Source organism: Rhodanobacter sp. MP1X3, from assembly GCF_014207165.1.
Lineage (GTDB): Bacteria > Pseudomonadota > Gammaproteobacteria > Xanthomonadales > Rhodanobacteraceae > Rhodanobacter.
In genome coordinates this window covers 860147-877583 of record NZ_JACHCO010000001.1, presented here as the reverse complement: position 1 = coordinate 877583, position 17437 = coordinate 860147, and the positions used below count along the sequence as shown (strand labels likewise).

Sequence of the window (17437 nt, the reverse complement as noted above, 5' to 3'; positions counted from 1 at the left end):
ATTATCTGGTAGCGTGTCTGTGACAAGCAGCATAAACTCACAAGGATTGGGGACGGGGCGAGTTCATCATGGATGTCGAGCAGAATCGACGCCGTCGGTTCGAGGCGTACCAATCATTTCGTCTGAAAGACGGACGCTGGCCTGCGCGCGCGCAACGGCTGCTTGAAGCCTCTTATGCGCTTTGCGTGGAAGGCTTGCAGGAGCCGCTGCATCAATGCCTGAGTGACTTCGAGCAGAAGCTGTTCAAGCAGGCCGAAAGCGCCAAACTGCCCAAGCAACAGCAGGATTTCCTGACCAGCCGGCTGCGCACGGTACACGACCGCGTGGCCTTCGAAGAACGCTTCCTGCTGGAACTCGCCGAAGCCTTCAATGACATCGACAAAACTGCTGTCAAAGTTGACGCGTCTGCCAGCCCAAGATCACGACTGTCGCTGCAACTGCTCGATCAGGCCGAGCAGGAAATGGTGATGTCGATCGAGCGTCTGGGCGCGCGCGGCGAAATGCGCCACAACGGCGTGCTTTACGAACTGGGCTACCGACTGGCCGTATTGATTGGCGCGCCACCGCTGGACGGCCACTCGCTGCCGCTCGGCCCTTACGTATTGACCCGCGCCATTCACGCCGCCAGCGTGGCGCTCGAGCTGCCGCTGGAGCACCACTTGCTGCTGATGCAAAGTGTTGAGGAGCAGCTGATCCAATTGCTCGCGCCGGTCTATGACGCCGTCAACGCAAAGCTGCTCGACGACGGCATTCTGCCGGAGCTGCGCAGTATCCCGGTTCCACGACAGATCAACACACGACCCAACGTTGTTGCGCCAGAGGAGGTCACCGCAGCATCGACGGTAAAGACACGTCAGACAGCCGCATCGGGCGCAGCGCCCGGTGACTCCATCGAGGTACTCGAATCTCTGCGTGATCTACTGACCCAGCGACGCACCACCAGCGCTGCGACAGACGACCAACCGCCTGGCCGTGCCGCCAGTGCCGATGAATTGCAGATCGCGTTGGGCGCCCTGCAGCAGCATCTGTTCAAAGTCACCGATCAGGCCAGCCGCGAGTTGCGCAGTGCCCAGCGATTGCGCGAAGAACTGCTCACCCAGCTCAACGTGGGCAAGCCCAGCGATGCGCCACGAACTCAGCTCAGCATCGAACAAGGCGACACGGTGGATCTTGTCGCCATGCTGTTCCAACAGCTTGGCCAACAAATGCTGGGCGGCGAAAATAATGCGCACGCCCTGCTCGGCAATATGCAATTACCCGTCACGCGTATTGCCGTAGCGGATCCCGCATTCTTTGAACAACGCGAACATCCCGCGCGCAAACTGCTCGATACGGTTACCGCCGCCGCGCACGACTGGCTCGATGGCAGCGACGACGAAAGCGGCCGACCGCTGGCAGCGAAGCTCGACCAGCTGGTGACCCGGGCCAATCAGGAACCGCCAACGGCGGGCCTTTATACGAGCCTGCTCGCCGATATCGAACATCACCTGTCCCTGTTGACACGCAAAGCACAAACTGCCGAAAACCGACATCTGGAAGCCGCCAAGGGTCGCGAGCGGCTGGACCAGGCACGCCAGCGAGCCAGCGAATACATGGCCGAGCGCTTTGCGCAAACGCCACCGCGCGGCCTGCTGCGCGCCCTGCTCGATCGCGCCTGGTCCGACGTGTTGGCGCTGACGCTGCTGCGTCATGGCGAGCAAAGCGGCGCCTTCCAAGCCCAGCTGGCGATCACTGATCAATTACTCGGCCGTTTACCCATAGGGGATCGCGACCGACTGCAAGTCGATGTGGAAGTCGGCCTGCAGCAGATCGGCATGCACGCCGGGGAAGCGGTGCAGGTAGCACGGCGATTGCTTGGGTTGGATGACCCGGATTCCAACGTGGACTTGCCCAGCACTACCGACCTTGCGCTGCGCCTCAAACAGCATCAGCGGCTGGGTGAAACCGCCAGCCAGGACTCGGCCATTCCCGAACTCCCGCAGGAGGCGACTGTCGATCCGCGCGAGCTGGCGGTTCAGCAGCATCTGCATGAGTTGCCGTTTGGCAGCTGGTTCGAGTTCACCGATCCGGCCAGTGAACAAAGGGTGCGACGCAAACTGGCCTGGCATTCGCCGATATCCGGTCGCTGCCTGCTGGTCACCCGGCGCGGCCAGCGTGGCGAGGAGATGAATATCGCGCAGCTCGCCCACGAAATCGTTGCCGGTCGCGTCAGCGAAGTACCGCTGCAGCGTGAAGGCATACTCGATCGTGCCTGGCGCAGCCTCACCGGCAGCCTGCGCCAGCCGAACACCTCGGGACATAGCCGCCGACCGGAGTCCGACAGCCGATGAACTTGCGAGACCACTCCGGCGAAAAGCGCCGCATCGAACGCAAACGTGTCCCCTTCCCTGCGCAAGTGACTGATGTCATCAGCGGCCGGATGATCGGTTACGTAGGTAATCTCTCCAGCAACGGCATGCTGCTGATTAGCGCGCAGACTCCGCGCAGCGAAGCGCTCTTTCAGATCAGGCTACCGCTGCCCGAACCAGGCCAGGAGCTAGGCGCCTCATCGCTGATCGAGGTTGGCATCCAGGAGCAATGGCATGATCACGCAGCCAGCCCCGGTCAGGTCTGGGCCGGCTATCGGATCGTCGCCATCAGCGATACCGACGCCGAGCGGCTGCATAGCTGGCTCGATAAAAACTGACCGCCAGCCGACGGCTGGGTCCAAGGCACGCAATCGTGCGCGCCTTCTTTATGGCCGTATGATTGGCCTTTTCCGCCACTGAGGCGTTGTCCGGCGTCCCGATCACGCCGCGCGAAGTGGCCCACACGCCGCCGCTCATCTGCAGGAATATGCATGCCCGCTTCAAGCCTCGCTTCGCTTTATCCAGACCATCTGAACACGCTGCGCGAACGCGCCGACAAGGCGCTCGCACTCGCCGGTTTCGACCATCTGCTGATTGCTGCCGGCATGCCGCTGCGCAAGTTTCTGGACGATCAGGATCAACCGTTCGTCGCCAGCCCACACTTCAAGCACTGGCTGCCGCTGACCGACGCGCCGGGTAGCTGGATCGTCTACACGCCAGGCAGCAAGCCGAAACTGATCTTTCTGCAGCCACGCGATTACTGGCACGTGGTACCAGATGTCCCGCAGGGTTACTGGATCGAGTATTTCGATATCGTCATCGTGCGCACTGCTGTCGAAGCGGTCGCGCAATTGCCGAGCGGCCGGCGTGCAGTCATCGCTGCCGGCTACGCGGCGATGGATAGTGTCGAGGCGAATAACCCGCAGGTCCTGCTCGATTATCTGCACTGGTACCGCAGCTACAAGACACCGTACGAGCTTGAGCTGATGCGCGAAGCCAGTCGCCTTGGCACGCGTGCGCACCGTGCCGCCGAGCAGGCCTTCCGCGCCGGCGAGAGCGAATTCGGCATCCATATGGCCTACCTCGCGGCAGCACACCAGAACGATGCCGAGTTGCCCTACGCCAGCATCGTCGCGCTCAACGAACATGGCGCGGTATTGCACTACACGAACTTTGATCGCACGCCGCCAGCACAAAGCCGCTCGTTCCTGATCGACGCCGGCGCGAGTGCCGCCGGTTATGCCAGCGACATCACCCGTACCTATGCAGGCTCGAATGCCAGCGAATTCCAGGCACTGATCGACAGCGTCGATGTGGCTCAGCAGAGCTTTGTTGCCAAGGTGCGCGCTGGCCAGAGTTATTCCGAGCTGCACATTCACGCACACCACATGCTGGCCGAGGTGCTGCGCGAACACGGCTTTATTCGAATGAGTGCCGAGAGCGCCGTAACCTCGGGCGTCACCGGCGCGTTTCTACCACACGGCCTGGGCCACCCGATCGGCCTGCAGGTTCACGACGTGGCCGGCTTCCAGCAGAATGAACGTGGCGGCACGATTAGCCATCCAGACGGCCATCCATACCTGCGCATGACCCGCGTACTTGAGCCGGGCATGGTGGTTACCATTGAACCGGGGCTGTACTTCATCGACATGCTGCTGGCCGAACTGCGCGACAAGCCGGTATCAGCCGACATCGACTGGGCCAGGGTCGATGCCTTCCGCCAGTACGGCGGCATTCGCATCGAGGACGACGTAGTGTGCACCGATGGCGCACCGGAAAACCTCACGCGCGATGCGTTCGCTCGCCTGAGCTGAGATTTCATCGCAAGCGTCGATACTCTGTGTCGCCATGCCGACGCAGAGTATCGACGGCAACGACAACACCCCTGCGGCTTTCAGCCACACTTCCCGCGCACGGACGAGCGCCCGCCTGCGCTGTACGCCCGAGATCGACAAGTGCATCACATGCCGGTCCTTGGCCTGAGCGAAATGAGGCTGATAGTTTTACGCCGATCGGCGTAGTCTGGCAGCAGGTGCTCGCAAGGAGTCCTGCCGTTTGAACATGTCGCCATCCAGCTTCTGGTCACACCGCGCATCAAGGCGACCACTGCGTCGCCTTGCCCTTGAGCTGGTGCTTGTCATCTTCGCCAAACTCGCCTTCCTGATGCTGATCTGGTGGCTGCTGTTTGCGCCCCACCCCAAACCCGATGCCAGCGCCGATGCGATCGCTCGTCGGCTAGCACCATCCTCAGCTCATCCGGAAACGCATCCATGATCATCGATACCGATGTCGTCACGCTGTCGCGTCTGCAGTTCGCGATGACCGCGCTATACCACTTTTTGTTTGTGCCTTTGACGCTGGGACTGGTCTGGATGCTGGCGGTGATGGAAGCGGTCTACGTAATGACCGGGCGCGAGGTATGGAAGCGCATGGTGCAGTTCTGGGGGGTGCTGTTCGGCATCAATTTCGCGATGGGTGTGGCCACCGGCGTCACCATGGAATTCCAGTTCGGCATGAACTGGGCGTACTACTCGCATTACGTCGGTGACATCTTCGGCGCACCACTGGCGATCGAGGGGTTGATGGCGTTCTTCCTGGAGGGCACCCTGGTTGGCGTGTTCTTCATGGGCTGGGATCGCATCTCGCGGGTCAAGCATCTGCTGGTGACCTGCTTTCTCGCGCTGGCCACCAGCCTGTCGGCCGTGTGGATCCTGATCGCCAATGCGTGGATGCAGCACCCGGTAGGGGCTGCGTTCAACGCCCAGACCATGCGCATGGAAGTCACTTCATTCAGCGACGTGGTGTTCAATCCGGTGGCGCAGGCCAAGTTCGTGCACACGGTGAGCGGCGGTTACGTGCTGGGCTCGATGTTCGTGCTGTCGATCAGCGCGTGGTATCTACTGCGCGGGCGCAACGTGGATTTCGCCAAGCGCTCGATGACGGTGGCAGCCAGCTTCGGTCTGGCAGCGGCACTATCGGTGGTGGTGCTGGGTGATACCTCCGGCTACACCGTGTCACAGAACCAGAAAATGAAGCTCGCGGCGATCGAGGCGATGTGGCACACCGAGCCGGCGCCCGCGCCGTTCACCCTGTTCGGCCTACCCGACGTGCAGGAGCGCACCACGCATCTGGCGGTGAGGATTCCCTGGGTGATGGGCCTGATCGGCACGCACTCGACCGACGAAACCATGCCCGGCATCGCTGAACTGGTGGACACCGCCAAGGGCCGCATCGGCGAAGGCGTGAAGGCCTACGACGCCATGCTGATGCTGCGTCAGGACAAGAACAACGCACAGGCCCAGGCGACACTGGCGGCGCATGATCAGGACATGGGCTACGCCCTGCTGCTCAAGCGCTACGTGGACGATCCGCGCCAGGCGACGCCGGCGGATATCCAGAAAGCCGCCGACAGCACGATACCCAACGTACCCGTGCTGTTCTGGGCGTTTCGCATCATGGTCGGCTGCGGCATCTACTTCATCGCGCTGTTTGCCCTGGCGTTCTGGAAAGCGAGCAAGCGCGAACTCACTAAGCACCGCTGGTTTCTGAAGCTCGCGCTATGGAGCCTGCCGCTACCGTGGCTGGCGATCGAAATGGGCTGGATCGTAGCCGAGTATGGCCGCCAACCATGGGCGATCGAGGGCGTGCTGCCGACAGCGCTTGGCGTGTCGTCAGTAAGCTCGGGTCAGGTGCTCACCTCGATCGGCGGCTTCGTGCTGTTCTATACCGCGCTGGCCATCGTCGACGTATGGCTGATGCTGAAATTCACCCGCAAGGGGCCGGACGGCCTGGGTATCTGGCTACACAACGGCACCATCGCTACCGCTGGTCACTGAGGATTTCGCCATGTTCGACTACGCTACGTTGCGCGTGATCTGGTGGGCCCTGCTCGGCACACTCTTCATCGGTTTCGCCATCATGGACGGCTTCGATTTCGGGGTCGCCGGCCTGTTGAAAGTGCTCGGTCGAAACAATGAGGAACGGCTGGTGCTGATCGAAGGCATCGAAGCAACCTGGGAAGGCAACCAGGTCTGGTTCATCCTCGCCGGCGGCGCCACCTTCGCCGCCTGGCCGATGCTTTATGCGGTGTCGTTTTCCGGCATGTATCTGGCCATTTTCCTGGTGCTGCTGGGTTTCATCCTGCGCCCGGTCGGCTTCAACTTTCGCGGCAAGGTGCACGACCCGCGCTGGGCCAGCCTGTGGGACTGGGTGCTGGTCGCATCGGGCGTGGTGGTGATGCTGATTTCCGGCGTCGCCTTCGGCAACCTGTTTCTTGGTCTGCCGTTCCGTTTCGACGACGACTTGCGCATGACCTGGCAGGGCGGCCTGTTCGATCTGCTGCATCCGTTCGCGCTGCTCGCCGGGCTGGTATCGCTGAGCATGCTGCTGGCCCACGGTGCCTGCTGGGCCGCGCTGAAAGCCGATGAAGTGCTTGCGGCACGCGCGGTGAAAATGGCGCGCTGGCTGACGCTGATCTACGCGGTGCTGTATGTCACGGCCGGCATCTGGCTGGGCTACCGCATTCCGGGCTACGCCATCAGTGGTGCCGCGCTCGTCGAAGGCGTTTCCAACCCGTTGTTCAAGCAGGTGGCACTGGGTGGCACGTGGTTCGCCAGCTACCTGCAGTACCCACTGTTCTGGATCGCACCCGCACTGGCGTTTGCCTCGGCCATCGGCGTGCAGCTGCTGGTTGGCCGACGCAGCGTGGCGGGCTTTATCGCCAGCAGCCTGATGGTGGGTAGCACCATCGCTTCGGCAGGTTTTGCGCTGTTTCCGTTTCTGATGCCGTCCAGCCTCGACCCACGCTCCAGCCTCACCGTGTGGGACGCCTCGTCCAGTCACGGCACGCTGTCACTGATGCTGGGAGCGACGGCGCTGTTTCTGCCGATCATCATCATTTACACCAGCTGGGTTTATCGGGTGATGCGCGGCCGCGTCACGCTGGCGCAGATCCGCGCGGCGCACGGCGGCTATTGAACGCTGCCTCCTCCCATCCAATCACCGGAGATTGAACAACATGTGGTATTTCGCCTGGATACTCGGACTCGGCCTGGCCTGCGCCTTCGCCATCCTCAACGCGATGTGGTTCGAGGTGAACGCCAGCGATGAAGCCAATCGCTTGCGCGACGATTACCAATTGCCGGACGAGTTGAGCTGACGACCGCGAAAACTCAGCGTGCCGCCAGCAGAGCCTCGATCGCCTCGGCCTCTTTTGGCATGCGTTCGGTCAGCACTTCGTTGCCATCGCGTGTCACCGCCACATCGTCCTCGATGCGAATACCGATGCCACGCCAGCGCTCGGCGACCGAGCGATCGTCCGGCGGTATGTAGAGGCCCGGTTCGACAGTGAGCACCATGTCAGGCTCCAGCACGCGCGATTCGCCGCCGACGCGATAATCGCCGACATCGTGCACGTCCATGCCCAGCCAGTGGCCGGTCTTGGCCGGAAAGAATCGCTTGTAGCTCTCGTCGGCAATCGCCGCATCGGCGCTACCCTTGAGCAGGCCCAGCTCGCACAGGCCTTCGGCCAGTACGCGAACAGCAGCAACGTGCGGTGCATTGAACGGATGGCCAGGGCGGACTTCGTCGATCGCGGCCAGCTGCGCCGCCAGTACGACTTCATACAGCGCGCGCTGCTCGCGGCTGTAACGGCCACCGATCGGAAACGTGCGGCTGATATCGGATGCATAGCAATCGAGTTCGGCACCCGCATCGATCAGCAGCAGCTCGCCATCGCGCAGCGCTGCGCGGTTGCTCTGGTAATGCATCACGCAGGCGTTGACGCCGCTGGCGACGGTCGGCGCGAAAGCCGATACCGCGCCGCGACTGCGCATCACACTGAGCAGCTCGGCCTCGACTTCGTATTCGCGCCGACCGGACACGGCGACCTGCAGCGCAGCCAGATGCGCGTCCACCGCGATCGAAGCCGACGCCCGCATCAGCTTCAATTCGGCGCGCGATTTGTATAGCCGCAAATCGTGCAGCAGATGGCCGAGTGCCACGAACTCCTTCGGTACCACGCCACCGCCGCGCAGCTGGCGCAGTCGGCGCATCCAGCCCAGCAGACGCGCATCGAATTCGGGTTCGCTACCGAAATGGCAGTAGACGCGCGCACGGCCCTCGATCATGCCGGGCAGGATGTCGTCGATGTCCTCGATCGGAAAGGCGTCGTCCATGCCGAATTCGGCCACCGCGCGATCCGTGCCGATCGACTCGCCGTGCCAACGCTCGTGCGTCGGATCGCGCTCGCGACAGAACAGCACCGCCTCGCCATGTTGACGACCGGGCAGCAAGGCCAGCACCGCCTCGGGCTCGGGAAAGCCGGTCAGATAATGAAAATCCGAATCCTGCCGGTATGGCCACGCTGCGTCCGCATTGCGCATGCGCTCGGGCGCCGCGGCCACCAGCATCACGGCATCGTCGCCGGCCATCTGCATCAGCTGGCGGCGACGGCTAGCGAACTCTTCAGGTGTAATCGCGAGCGAGGCCAGACTCACGCCACCGGCACCGAAACCGGCCGATCCAATGGCAGCGAGTTTTGGTGCGCTTGGCTTCAATGCAAGGTGCCGCTGGCCGATTTGCCGTGCGCGGTGCATTCGGTATGCAACAGCATGGCGCCGATGCGCACGAACTCCTGCACTTCGATCAGTGCGTCCTCGTCTTCGTCCTCGTTGCCGAAGTCGAACGACGAGGCGGCAATGGTGCCCAGGTCGCGCAGCACTTCCTGTGCCTCGTCGGACAGCTGCGCGTGCGCGCTGGTGCCGGCCAGACCGAAGCCGCCGAGAAAACCGCGGCACCAGTCGACCATCGCCTCGGCGCGTTCGGTCAACGGACGGTCGTCCGCCGGCAGCAGCGGCTCGAAGCCCAACTCGGGGTCGGCCAGTTCGGTTTCGCACTGCCTGGCCAGTCTATCCAGCAGCGCCTGATCGTCGGCCGAGGGATGCGTGGCCTCGCCATCGAGCTGCAGTGCGGACAGCACCGCGACCTTGCCCAGCAACCCGCCACCGGCCAGATAGCCGCACAGCGAACCGTGCAATTCGCTGGCCTCGGTGCCCAGCCGCAGGCTGATGGCCAGCGTGTCGAGTTCGTCGTAACCAACCAGTTCGGTATCCGCCATGGCGGTGCTCCATCAAAGAATACCTGTCAGTTTAATGCAGGCGCCGCCCGCCAACGGATTCCTGCCGATGGGCACGCTGTCTGGCGCCAATTTCCAGCATGCCTCCTGCTATAGTTTCGACCATGAGCACACCCGATCCCGTCCGTTCCGACCCCGTCCGCGAGGAGTTGGCCGCACTGAGCCAGCAGCTTGATCGGCTGCTGGAAACGGTGCGCCGCCTGCACGAGGAAAACCGCAGCCTGCGCCACAGCCAGGAGCAGCTGTCCGGCGAGCGTGCCGGCCTGCTGGCGCGCAACGAGCAGGCGCGCGGCCGGGTCGAGGCGATGATCCAGCGACTGAAGTCGCTGGAGAGCAACGGTTGAGTGTGTCTGGAGCAATGGGGATTGAGAGCAGCTTATGAGCACTGAACCGGTCGCACTGCGACTGATTGACCGCGAATTCCTGATTGCCTGCGAGCCGGAAGAACGCGAGGGCCTGATCGAGGCGGCCAGCTTTCTCGATCGCAAGATGCGCGAACTGCGCGCCAACGCCAAGGCCCCCAGCTTCGAGCGACTGGCCGTGCTCACTGCCGTAAGCGTCGCGCACGAATTTCTGCTGTTGCGCAAGCAACACGACGGCCAGGAACAGCGGCTCAGCAATGGCCTGGCAGCCCTGCGCAGCAAGCTGGATGCAGCGCTGGAATTCGACGGATTGAAGCGCTGATCGCGAATCGCTTGCATCAGGGTGTGCATACCAGATCGCTCGCCCGCTACAACCGGTGCCGGATGCGTCAATATCTCGCCGGATAATGAACCCGGCCAGTCCGAACTCGGTAGCACATTCCTCGGTAAGGGCATAAAATCAAACCCGGCGTTTTCTGCGATGTGCGCCAGCACACTCTTACATTTGCCTTGTTCCTAATTACGGCCCCGGGTCGGCTTCACATCGGTTGTTGCGCATGTCCGCTTCGTGCGGAAAGCCTTTAGACCATGTAGCTCTCCCACCTGATCCATTTTGGATCAAGGTCGTTTGGTGGGCAGCGGCATCGCGGTAAACGCCACCTAACAATACCCGGCTGTCGTCTGCTCAATACAATGTGTTGAAGACAACCGGTCAAGACAATCGAACCGCAGCAAGCAGCGACGCCGGCAAAGCGCGCTTTCGATGGGAGACGCGCGACACGTGGACGCCAACGCCCAACGCCGCGAGCTTCGCCAAAGCCTGGCCGAACGCCGCCGCGCTCTCACACCAGCCGAACGTATCGCCGCCGCGCAAGGCCTGCGCCGCAGCCTCGAGCAGTTGCCCGAATACCTTACCGATGCACGCGTCGCCGGTTACTGGGCGACCCAGGGCGAGTTGCCGCTGAACCTGGTGATTCCGCCCCTGGCCAACCGCGGACAGCAATTCCTTTTGCCCGTCATCAGCAAGGGGCAAAAGCTGAAATTTGCGCCATGGCAATCTGGCGAAGACGTGCAGCCAAACCGCTACGGCATTCCCGAGCCGGTCAAGCCCGCCACGCTCTTTGAACCCTATCAGATCGATCTGGTGCTGGTGCCCCTGCTTGGCTTCGACCGCCGCGGCCAGCGACTGGGATACGGCGGTGGCTACTACGACCGCAGCTTCGCCTTTCTCAACGAACAGGTGCGCCCGACCGAGCCGCTGCTGGTCGGAATCGCCTACGCGTTCCAGGAGCTGCCGCAACTGGAGGAGGCCGACTGGGACGTGCCGCTGGATTTCATTGCCACCGAGCGCGAGCTGATCGACTGCAACGCTGCCGAAGATAACGAGACGAACGCATGAGCACCGCGAAACCGAAGCACTGGTTGATGAAGTCCGAGCCGGAGACGTTTTCCATCGACGATCTCCAGCGCAAAGGCCAGGAACCATGGGATGGCGTGCGTAACTATCAAGCGCGCAACTTCATGCGCGATGGCATGCGCCCCGGCGACAAGGTGTTTTTCTACCACTCCAACTGCGCCGTGCCCGGCATCGTCGGCCTGGCCGAGGTAGCGACGGATGCCTATCCCGATCCCAGCCAGTTCAATCCGAAGAGCGATTATTTCGATCCGACCAGCAAGCCCGAAGAGCCGCGATGGATGCTGGTCGAAGTGAAGTTCGTCAAGAAACTCAGCCGCACCATCAGCCTGGACGAGCTCAAGACGATGGATGCGCTGGCCGACATGGCGCTGGTGCGCAAAGGCAATCGGCTATCGGTGATGCCAGTAAGTGCTTCCGAATGGCGCACGATTGTCGCGCTGGAATGACGTATCGGCACATACCTTATCTTCCGCCAGACGCCGTCGTTTGGATGGCCAAATGAAGCTGCCAAAATGAAGCCGCAGGAAATCAACGCATGAGCAACGCCAACGAGAAACGCCAGGCCGGTGAGGCCGCCATCCGCTACGTCGAGGACGGCGCCGTCATCGGCGTTGGCACCGGCTCCACCGTGGCCTTTTTCATCGACGCGCTGGCCGACCTGCGCGACCGCATCCAGGGCGCGGTGTCGAGTTCCGAGCAGTCCACCGCACATTTGAAGAAGCTCGGCATTCCGGTGCTCGATCTCAACAGCGTCGGCCCGCTGCACATCTACATCGACGGTGCGGACGAATGCGATCCGCATCGGCGCCTGATCAAGGGTGGCGGCGCGGCACTGACACGCGAAAAGATCGTGGCCGCGGCGTCGCAGAAATTTGTCTGCATCATCGACTCCAGCAAGCAGGTCGATCTGCTCGGCAAGTTTCCGGTGCCGATCGAGGTGATCCCGATGGCGCGCAGCCTGATCGGACGGGAGATCGTCAAGCGCGGCGGCCAACCGGTGTGGCGCGACGGCGTGATCACCGACAACGGTAACTGGATCATCGACGTGCACGGCTGGCAGATTACCGACCCGGCTGCACTGGAAAGCGACCTCAACCAGCTCGCCGGCATCGTCACCGTCGGTCTTTTCGCACGCCGGCCGGCTGATGTCGTGCTGGTCGGCGATCGCGAAATCTGACCACCGCCGGACTCAAGGGCAATCGCGATGACTATCGGGCTGTGGTGCGTACTGATCGGCATCCTCATGCCGCTTCTATGGACTGGCTTGGCCAAATCCATGGGCCGTTACGACCTTCGCGCCAATCAGCATCCGCGCGATTTTCTGGCCAAGCTCAGCGGCCCGGCCAGCCGCGCCAACGCGGCACAGCTCAACAGCTTCGAGGCCTTCCCTGCGTTCGCAGCTGCCGTGCTGGTCGCCCAGTACGCGCACGCGCCACAGCACTCGATCGATAGGCTGGCCATTGCATGGGTTGTGCTGCGTCTGATCTATGGCGCGCTATACATTGCCAACCTTGCTGCATTGCGCAGCCTGGTCTGGTTTAGCGGCATGGCCTGCGTTGTCGGGCTGTTTGTGATCGCGGCCTGAGAGGCAAACGACTCAGTCGAACAGCACGACCTGGCGAATTGCCTCACCACGCTGGAGTCGATCAAAGCCGGTGTTGATTTCATCCAGAGTCAGCCGATGCGATAGCAGGCGATCGACCGGCAACCGGCCGTTCCGGTACAACGCCACATAGCGTGGAATATCCCGGCTTGGCACCGCCGAGCCCATGTAGGAACCCTTGATCGTGCGTTCTTCGGCGGTGAGGCTCACGGCGGGAATGCTCAGCATCTGTTGCGGCGCCGGCAGGCCGACCGTCACCGTCGTACCGCCGCGTCGCGTCGCCGCATAGGCCTGCGCCAGCACCTTCTCGTTGCCGACCGATTCGATCACATGCATGGCACCGCCGCGCGTATGTTCACGGATCGTCGCCACCACATCCTCGCGGGTGGGATCGACGACGACATCGGCACACAGCTCGCGGGCGAGCGCCAGCTTTTCCGGCACCGGGTCGACGGCGATCAGCGGATAGGCCGATGCCGCGCGAGCACCGAGCAGCGCAGCAAGACCTACTCCGCCCAGCCCGAAGATCGCCACACTCTCGCCAGGCGCAACGCGTGCCGTGTTGATGACGGCACCGACACCGGTCATCACGGCGCAACCAAACAGTGCAGCAATTTCAGGCGGCAGATCGTCATCGATACGGACGGCCGAATGTGCCGACGTAACGGTGTACTCGGCGAAGCCCGATACGCCCAGGTGATGTTGTAGTTGCTGCTGGCCACCGTCGTGCCAGCGCATGCCGCCACCGAGCAAACGGCCGCTGGCATTCGCCTGCGCGCCGGGCTCGCACAGCGCCGGACGACCGGCAGCACAAGGCTCGCAGTGGCCGCACATCGGCACGAAAGAAAACACCACGCGATCGCCCACGGCGAAGCCAGCGACATCCGCGCCAAGTTCGACGATTTCACCAGTCGCCTCATGACCCAGCACCATCGGCATCGGCCGTGGCCGCGATCCATCGATCACCGACAGATCGGAGTGACATAGTCCGGCCGCCAGCACGCGCACCAGCAGTTCGCCAGCACCCGGTGGCGCCAACTCGACCGTCTCGATGGTCAGCGGCTTCGACTGTTCATAGGGCGCGGCCAGGCCCATCTCGCGCAGCACCGCGGCGCGCACCTTCATGGCGTCGCCCGCAGCTTTTCGAGTGCTGCCCGCATCGTGTCCGGCAGCGGTGTCGGGCGTCGTTCGGCGCGATCGACAAACACGTGCACAAACCAGCCTTCCGCCGCTGGCGTATCGCGACCGGGCCGAAACAGGCCGATGCCGTAGCGCACGCTGGAGTTGCCCAGATGTTCGACACGCAGGCCAGCCTCGATAGTTTCCGGAAAGGCCAGTTCGCCGAGAAACTTGCAGTGCGATTCCGCGCAGACGCCGATAACGACGCCGGCGTGGATATCCAGTCCGCCTTCGAGAATCAGATAGGTGTTGATGACCGTATCGAAGTAACTGTAGTACTCGACATTGTTGACGTGACCGTAGATGTCGTTGTCCTTCCAGCGCGTGGGCAGTGGCAGGAAATGACGGTAGTTGTCGCGTTGGCTCATGCGGTTTCCAGACGGCTATTCATACGGGTAGCTTGCGACTGCTTCTAGTGAGCGGCGGCGGTCGCGCCATGCGCGCGTGCATTTTCCTTCTCCTGTAGCGCACGCCACTGCACCTTGCCGGTAGCAGTCTTTGGCAGGCTGTCGACGAATTCGATCGCATGCGGGACTTTGTATGCCGCCATGTGTCCGCGCGCGCACGCGATGATGTTGTCGGCATCCGTCTCGACTCCGGCACGCGGCACGACCAGCGCCTTGACGCTCTCGCCGCGATGCGTATCGTGGTAACCGATCACGCACGCTTCCTGCACCGCCGGATGGCCGTATAGCAACGCCTCGACTTCGGCCGGCCAGACTTTATAGCCCGACGCATTGATCATCCGCTTGACGCGATCGACCATGAAAAAGTAGCCCTGCTCGTCCTCGAAAGCGAGGTCGCCGGTGCGCAGATAACGCACGCCGTCGATCTCGACAAAGGCGGCTGCGGTAGCGGCAGGATTGTTCCAGTAACCCATCAATACCTGCGGGCCGTTGACGAGAATTTCGCCGGCATCACCGCGCGGCACCGGCTTGAGCGTCACCGGATCGACAATGATCGCCCGGGTGTTGGAGATCGGCAGTCCCAGGCACTGCGCCTTTGGTGCCTGCGGTGGATTGATGTGCGTGGGAGCCATCGTCTCGGACATGCCATAGCCCTCGATGTACGGAATACCCCAGAGCGATTCGATCCGTTCCGCTACCGCCTTGGGCATCGCCGCCCCACCGCCGCAGAGTACGAACAGCGAAGCCAACTCCTCACCGCGCAGATCAGGCTGATTGAGGAAATCCATCAGCATGGTCGGGATGGCCGTCCAGGCCGTCACCTTGTAGCGCGCAATCAGCAGCGCGGCGCAACGTTTGTCCCAGCGCGTCATGATCACCATCGTGGCACCGAGCCAGATCGGCGTATTCATGCCGTTCTGCATGCCGGTCACGTGGAACATCGGCAAGCAGGCCAGCGCAATACCGTCCTTCGCCAGGCGCACCCATTCGGCGGCGGCGACCGCGGTATGCATCACGCTCGCATGCGTATGCGTGCAGCCCTTCGGCTCACCGGTGGTACCGGAGGTGTAGGGAATCACGGCGTAATCGTTAGCCCTCGCCGTGTGCACCGATGGAACAAGCTGCACCGCCAGTGCATCGGCCCAGGCCGTCGCACCTTCTACAACCGTGCTCGCCGCCGATAGGGTTTCCGGCACAGGCAGATCCGTCGTAGCCGTGAGGTAGTCGGAGTGCGTGACCGTGATCGCATGTGCGAACGCGCCACTGGCAATTAACGGCACGACGTTCGCAGCCAGCACCTGATCGAAAACGATGACCTTCGATCCGCTGTCCTTGACGATGTGCTTCAACTCGTCGTGCAGGTTCATCGGATTGATCGGCACCACCACCGCGTCCGCGCGAAGAATCGCGTAATAGGCGATGACGAACTGCGGACTGTTCTGCGCGTAGAGCGCGACGCGATCGCCCTTGGCGACGTGACAACGCTGCTGCAGAAAACCGGCCAGCGCATCGACCTGCCGCTTGAGTTCGGCGTAGTTAATGACGCTGTCGTAATAAATGATCGCCGGGCGCTCGGGATAGCGCGCGGCAGCAACGTCGAGATTGAAGTACAACGATGTCTGCGGCACGGTAAGTTCGTGTGGAAGACCGGGTGGCCAGTAACTGAAATTCATATCGGTGAATCTCCAGTACAGCAGCGGGTTGAGAGCCTGTTCAAAATCTCTCCATGGCCCACGCCGGGAGCGGTTTGCGCGCAGGCCAAGGAAGAACGAGGAAGTGTACGTCGGTACACGACCGAGTGATGACGCCGGCATGGGTGCAAACCGACCCGGCCCGAAGGGTTGAGCCGTGGCGGTCGTCCGACGGCCACCACGGCTCAACGCGGGCTACGGAGAGATTATGAACAGGCTCTAAGATTAGAAGTGCCCTTCGGTCGCTTCGTAAACAGCATTGCGCAGCGCCAGCAGCCGCGGTCCAAAATCGTGAATCAACTTCTCGCGTGTCATCGTCGACACACGGCCGCTGCAGTTGAACGCCAGCACGCGCGTGCGGTCGGCCGAAACCATCGGCACGCCGATCGCGAACACGTCGGGATTCCAGTCGCCCAGCGAAAAGCAGAAGCCGAAGTTCTCGTAATCGTGACGTGCGCGCACCAGGCCGGCACGGATCGTCGGCCATGCCGCTGGCTCACACTCGCGCTCAAGCTCCAGCAGTTTTTTCTCGAACAGTTCCGGCGGCCGCGCGGCCAGATCGGCGCGGCCCAAGGCCGTCGTGCCGTGCGGTACATGCGAGCCAGTCTCCAGCTTCATCTCGAACGTGCGATCGCCCTGGCACACCTCAAGCACGAGCATGCGCAGACCATCCGCGGCACCGAGCATTACCGCTGACTGCGTGTAGTCGGCCAGTTCGCGCAGCAGCGGGCGTGCCACGCTCAATACATCGTTGCCTTTGACAAAGGCATGGCCCAGCGCCAGCACGCCGGTGCCGAGCGCATATTTTTCCTCACGCGTCGAGTAGCTGAGATAGCCAAGCGCGGACAGAGTAAAGGCGAGTCGCGAAACCGTCGGCTTTGGCAAACCGGTGCGCCGGGCGATGTCCTGGTTACCGAGATAGCGCTCGCCACGCTCGAAGCAGCGCAAGATCGCAAACGCACGCGACACCGCAGTAACGAACTGCGGGTGGCTGGCGTCTACCGAGCGAAAGGCATCGCTCTTGCGTTTGGGGTTGCCCATCCATCACTCCATGGAAGATCGCGCCGCGGGCGCACGACTCGCTGGACCATGCGCCAATGTCGGCTGAAAGCCTGATCAAATAGGTTTCGTATAGTGAAACTATAGCGATTCAATCGAGCCGTAGCGTAGGCCTCGTCGGCGCGCCAGCGCAAGTCCGATGCAAGCGTTGAGTCATGCAGAAAATTCCTGTTGCAATGCGACAAATTAAGATTATGTGACACGCTTGCGTTCGGTTTGGGCCGCCGATAGCATCG

At 62.4% G+C, this 17437-nt stretch carries 19 protein-coding genes and 1 other RNA gene; 14 read left to right on the top strand and 6 right to left on the bottom strand.

Annotated elements, in window-relative coordinates:
- The first annotated feature begins 68 nt into the window (after nt 1-68).
- The 7 genes from HDE79_RS03590 to cydX all read left to right on the top strand — a co-directional run bounded on the left by HDE79_RS03590 (nt 69) and on the right by cydX (nt 7506).
- Nucleotides 69-2330: a DUF1631 family protein gene (locus HDE79_RS03590; RefSeq protein WP_184600538.1), complete on the top strand. Its 2262-nt coding sequence runs from the start codon at nt 69-71 to the stop codon at nt 2328-2330.
- Nucleotides 2327-2686, top strand: a complete 360-nt coding sequence (locus HDE79_RS03585; RefSeq protein WP_184600537.1) for a PilZ domain-containing protein — start codon at nt 2327-2329, stop codon at nt 2684-2686. Before HDE79_RS03590 ends, HDE79_RS03585 begins: the two co-directional genes overlap by 4 nt.
- Before the next feature lie 153 nt (nt 2687-2839).
- Entirely contained in the window at nt 2840-4162 is a 1323-nt protein-coding gene (gene pepQ, locus HDE79_RS03580; RefSeq protein WP_184600536.1) for a Xaa-Pro dipeptidase, read from the top strand.
- 247 nt (nt 4163-4409) lie between these two features.
- Nucleotides 4410-4622, top strand: a complete 213-nt coding sequence (gene cydP / locus HDE79_RS03575) for a cytochrome oxidase putative small subunit CydP (protein ID WP_184601086.1) — start codon at nt 4410-4412, stop codon at nt 4620-4622.
- Nucleotides 4619-6184 (top strand): cytochrome ubiquinol oxidase subunit I, encoded by a 1566-nt coding sequence (locus HDE79_RS03570; RefSeq protein ID WP_184600535.1) that lies wholly within the window; start codon nt 4619-4621, stop codon nt 6182-6184. The genes cydP and HDE79_RS03570 overlap by 4 nt, the downstream gene beginning before the upstream one ends.
- Before the next feature lie 10 nt (nt 6185-6194).
- Complete coding sequence (gene cydB / locus HDE79_RS03565) at nt 6195-7325, top strand: cytochrome d ubiquinol oxidase subunit II (protein WP_184600534.1); 1131 nt, start codon at nt 6195-6197, stop codon at nt 7323-7325.
- Nucleotides 7326-7365: 40 nt separating this feature from the next.
- Nucleotides 7366-7506, top strand: a complete 141-nt coding sequence (cydX, locus tag HDE79_RS03560) for a cytochrome bd-I oxidase subunit CydX (protein WP_184600533.1) — start codon at nt 7366-7368, stop codon at nt 7504-7506.
- A gap of 13 nt (nt 7507-7519) precedes the next feature.
- Here the strand turns inward: cydX and HDE79_RS03555 are convergent, their stop codons facing one another.
- Both HDE79_RS03555 and HDE79_RS03550 read right to left on the bottom strand, forming a co-directional pair.
- Nucleotides 7520-8905: an aminopeptidase P N-terminal domain-containing protein gene (locus tag HDE79_RS03555; RefSeq protein WP_255488225.1), complete on the bottom strand. Its 1386-nt coding sequence runs from the start codon at nt 8903-8905 to the stop codon at nt 7520-7522.
- Nucleotides 8902-9465: a UPF0149 family protein gene (locus HDE79_RS03550; protein ID WP_184600531.1), complete on the bottom strand. Its 564-nt coding sequence runs from the start codon at nt 9463-9465 to the stop codon at nt 8902-8904. Before HDE79_RS03550 ends, HDE79_RS03555 begins: the two co-directional genes overlap by 4 nt.
- A gap of 122 nt (nt 9466-9587) precedes the next feature.
- Here HDE79_RS03550 and HDE79_RS03545 point away from each other — a divergent pair, with 122 nt between their 5' ends.
- From HDE79_RS03545 to HDE79_RS03515, 7 genes are all read left to right on the top strand, one after another.
- Nucleotides 9588-9827 (top strand): TIGR02449 family protein, encoded by a 240-nt coding sequence (locus HDE79_RS03545; RefSeq protein ID WP_184600530.1) that lies wholly within the window; start codon nt 9588-9590, stop codon nt 9825-9827.
- Between the two features lie 34 nt (nt 9828-9861).
- Nucleotides 9862-10167, top strand: coding sequence for a cell division protein ZapA (locus HDE79_RS03540; RefSeq protein WP_184600529.1), 306 nt, complete (start codon nt 9862-9864; stop codon nt 10165-10167).
- A gap of 148 nt (nt 10168-10315) precedes the next feature.
- Nucleotides 10316-10502: non-coding RNA, 6S RNA (gene ssrS, locus HDE79_RS03535), on the top strand.
- 124 nt (nt 10503-10626) lie between these two features.
- Nucleotides 10627-11244: a 5-formyltetrahydrofolate cyclo-ligase gene (locus tag HDE79_RS03530; RefSeq protein WP_184600528.1), complete on the top strand. Its 618-nt coding sequence runs from the start codon at nt 10627-10629 to the stop codon at nt 11242-11244.
- Complete coding sequence (locus HDE79_RS03525) at nt 11241-11708, top strand: EVE domain-containing protein (protein ID WP_184600527.1); 468 nt, start codon at nt 11241-11243, stop codon at nt 11706-11708. The genes HDE79_RS03530 and HDE79_RS03525 overlap by 4 nt, the downstream gene beginning before the upstream one ends.
- 89 nt (nt 11709-11797) lie before the next feature.
- Complete coding sequence (gene rpiA, locus HDE79_RS03520; protein ID WP_184600526.1) at nt 11798-12439, top strand: ribose-5-phosphate isomerase RpiA; 642 nt, start codon at nt 11798-11800, stop codon at nt 12437-12439.
- Nucleotides 12440-12466: 27 nt separating this feature from the next.
- Nucleotides 12467-12847 (top strand): MAPEG family protein, encoded by a 381-nt coding sequence (locus tag HDE79_RS03515; protein WP_184600525.1) that lies wholly within the window; start codon nt 12467-12469, stop codon nt 12845-12847.
- Nucleotides 12848-12859: 12 nt separating this feature from the next.
- Here HDE79_RS03515 and HDE79_RS03510 read toward each other — a convergent pair whose 3' ends face one another.
- The 4 genes from HDE79_RS03510 to HDE79_RS03495 form a co-directional block, all read right to left on the bottom strand.
- A complete protein-coding gene (locus HDE79_RS03510) occupies nt 12860-13990 on the bottom strand; it encodes a zinc-dependent alcohol dehydrogenase family protein (RefSeq protein WP_184600524.1) in 1131 nt (376 codons plus the stop codon).
- On the bottom strand, nt 13987-14412 hold the full coding sequence (locus tag HDE79_RS03505; RefSeq protein ID WP_184600523.1) for a thioesterase family protein: 426 nt from the start codon (nt 14410-14412) through the stop codon (nt 13987-13989). The genes HDE79_RS03510 and HDE79_RS03505 overlap by 4 nt, the downstream gene beginning before the upstream one ends.
- 44 nt (nt 14413-14456) lie before the next feature.
- Complete coding sequence (locus HDE79_RS03500; protein WP_184600522.1) at nt 14457-16124, bottom strand: long-chain-fatty-acid--CoA ligase; 1668 nt, start codon at nt 16122-16124, stop codon at nt 14457-14459.
- A 243-nt stretch (nt 16125-16367) separates the two neighbouring features.
- The gene (locus HDE79_RS03495; protein WP_184600521.1) at nt 16368-17183 is read right to left on the bottom strand and encodes an IclR family transcriptional regulator; all 816 of its coding nucleotides are present in this window, start codon (nt 17181-17183) and stop codon (nt 16368-16370) included.
- Nucleotides 17184-17437 lie beyond the last annotated feature (254 nt).

Coding starts and splice junctions, on each gene's coding strand:
- HDE79_RS03590 (WP_184600538.1), top strand. CDS start 69: ATGGATGTCGAGCAGAATCGACGCCGTCGGTTCGAGGCGTACCAATCA.
- HDE79_RS03585 (WP_184600537.1), top strand. CDS start 2,327: ATGAACTTGCGAGACCACTCCGGCGAAAAGCGCCGCATCGAACGCAAA.
- pepQ (WP_184600536.1), top strand. CDS start 2,840: ATGCCCGCTTCAAGCCTCGCTTCGCTTTATCCAGACCATCTGAACACG.
- cydP (WP_184601086.1), top strand. CDS start 4,410: ATGTCGCCATCCAGCTTCTGGTCACACCGCGCATCAAGGCGACCACTG.
- HDE79_RS03570 (WP_184600535.1), top strand. CDS start 4,619: ATGATCATCGATACCGATGTCGTCACGCTGTCGCGTCTGCAGTTCGCG.
- cydB (WP_184600534.1), top strand. CDS start 6,195: ATGTTCGACTACGCTACGTTGCGCGTGATCTGGTGGGCCCTGCTCGGC.
- cydX (WP_184600533.1), top strand. CDS start 7,366: ATGTGGTATTTCGCCTGGATACTCGGACTCGGCCTGGCCTGCGCCTTC.
- HDE79_RS03550 (WP_184600531.1), bottom strand. CDS start 9,465: ATGGCGGATACCGAACTGGTTGGTTACGACGAACTCGACACGCTGGCC.
- HDE79_RS03545 (WP_184600530.1), top strand. CDS start 9,588: ATGAGCACACCCGATCCCGTCCGTTCCGACCCCGTCCGCGAGGAGTTG.
- HDE79_RS03540 (WP_184600529.1), top strand. CDS start 9,862: ATGAGCACTGAACCGGTCGCACTGCGACTGATTGACCGCGAATTCCTG.
- HDE79_RS03525 (WP_184600527.1), top strand. CDS start 11,241: ATGAGCACCGCGAAACCGAAGCACTGGTTGATGAAGTCCGAGCCGGAG.
- rpiA (WP_184600526.1), top strand. CDS start 11,798: ATGAGCAACGCCAACGAGAAACGCCAGGCCGGTGAGGCCGCCATCCGC.
- HDE79_RS03515 (WP_184600525.1), top strand. CDS start 12,467: ATGACTATCGGGCTGTGGTGCGTACTGATCGGCATCCTCATGCCGCTT.
- HDE79_RS03510 (WP_184600524.1), bottom strand. CDS start 13,990: ATGAAGGTGCGCGCCGCGGTGCTGCGCGAGATGGGCCTGGCCGCGCCC.
- HDE79_RS03505 (WP_184600523.1), bottom strand. CDS start 14,412: ATGAGCCAACGCGACAACTACCGTCATTTCCTGCCACTGCCCACGCGC.
- HDE79_RS03500 (WP_184600522.1), bottom strand. CDS start 16,124: ATGAATTTCAGTTACTGGCCACCCGGTCTTCCACACGAACTTACCGTG.
- HDE79_RS03495 (WP_184600521.1), bottom strand. CDS start 17,183: ATGGGCAACCCCAAACGCAAGAGCGATGCCTTTCGCTCGGTAGACGCC.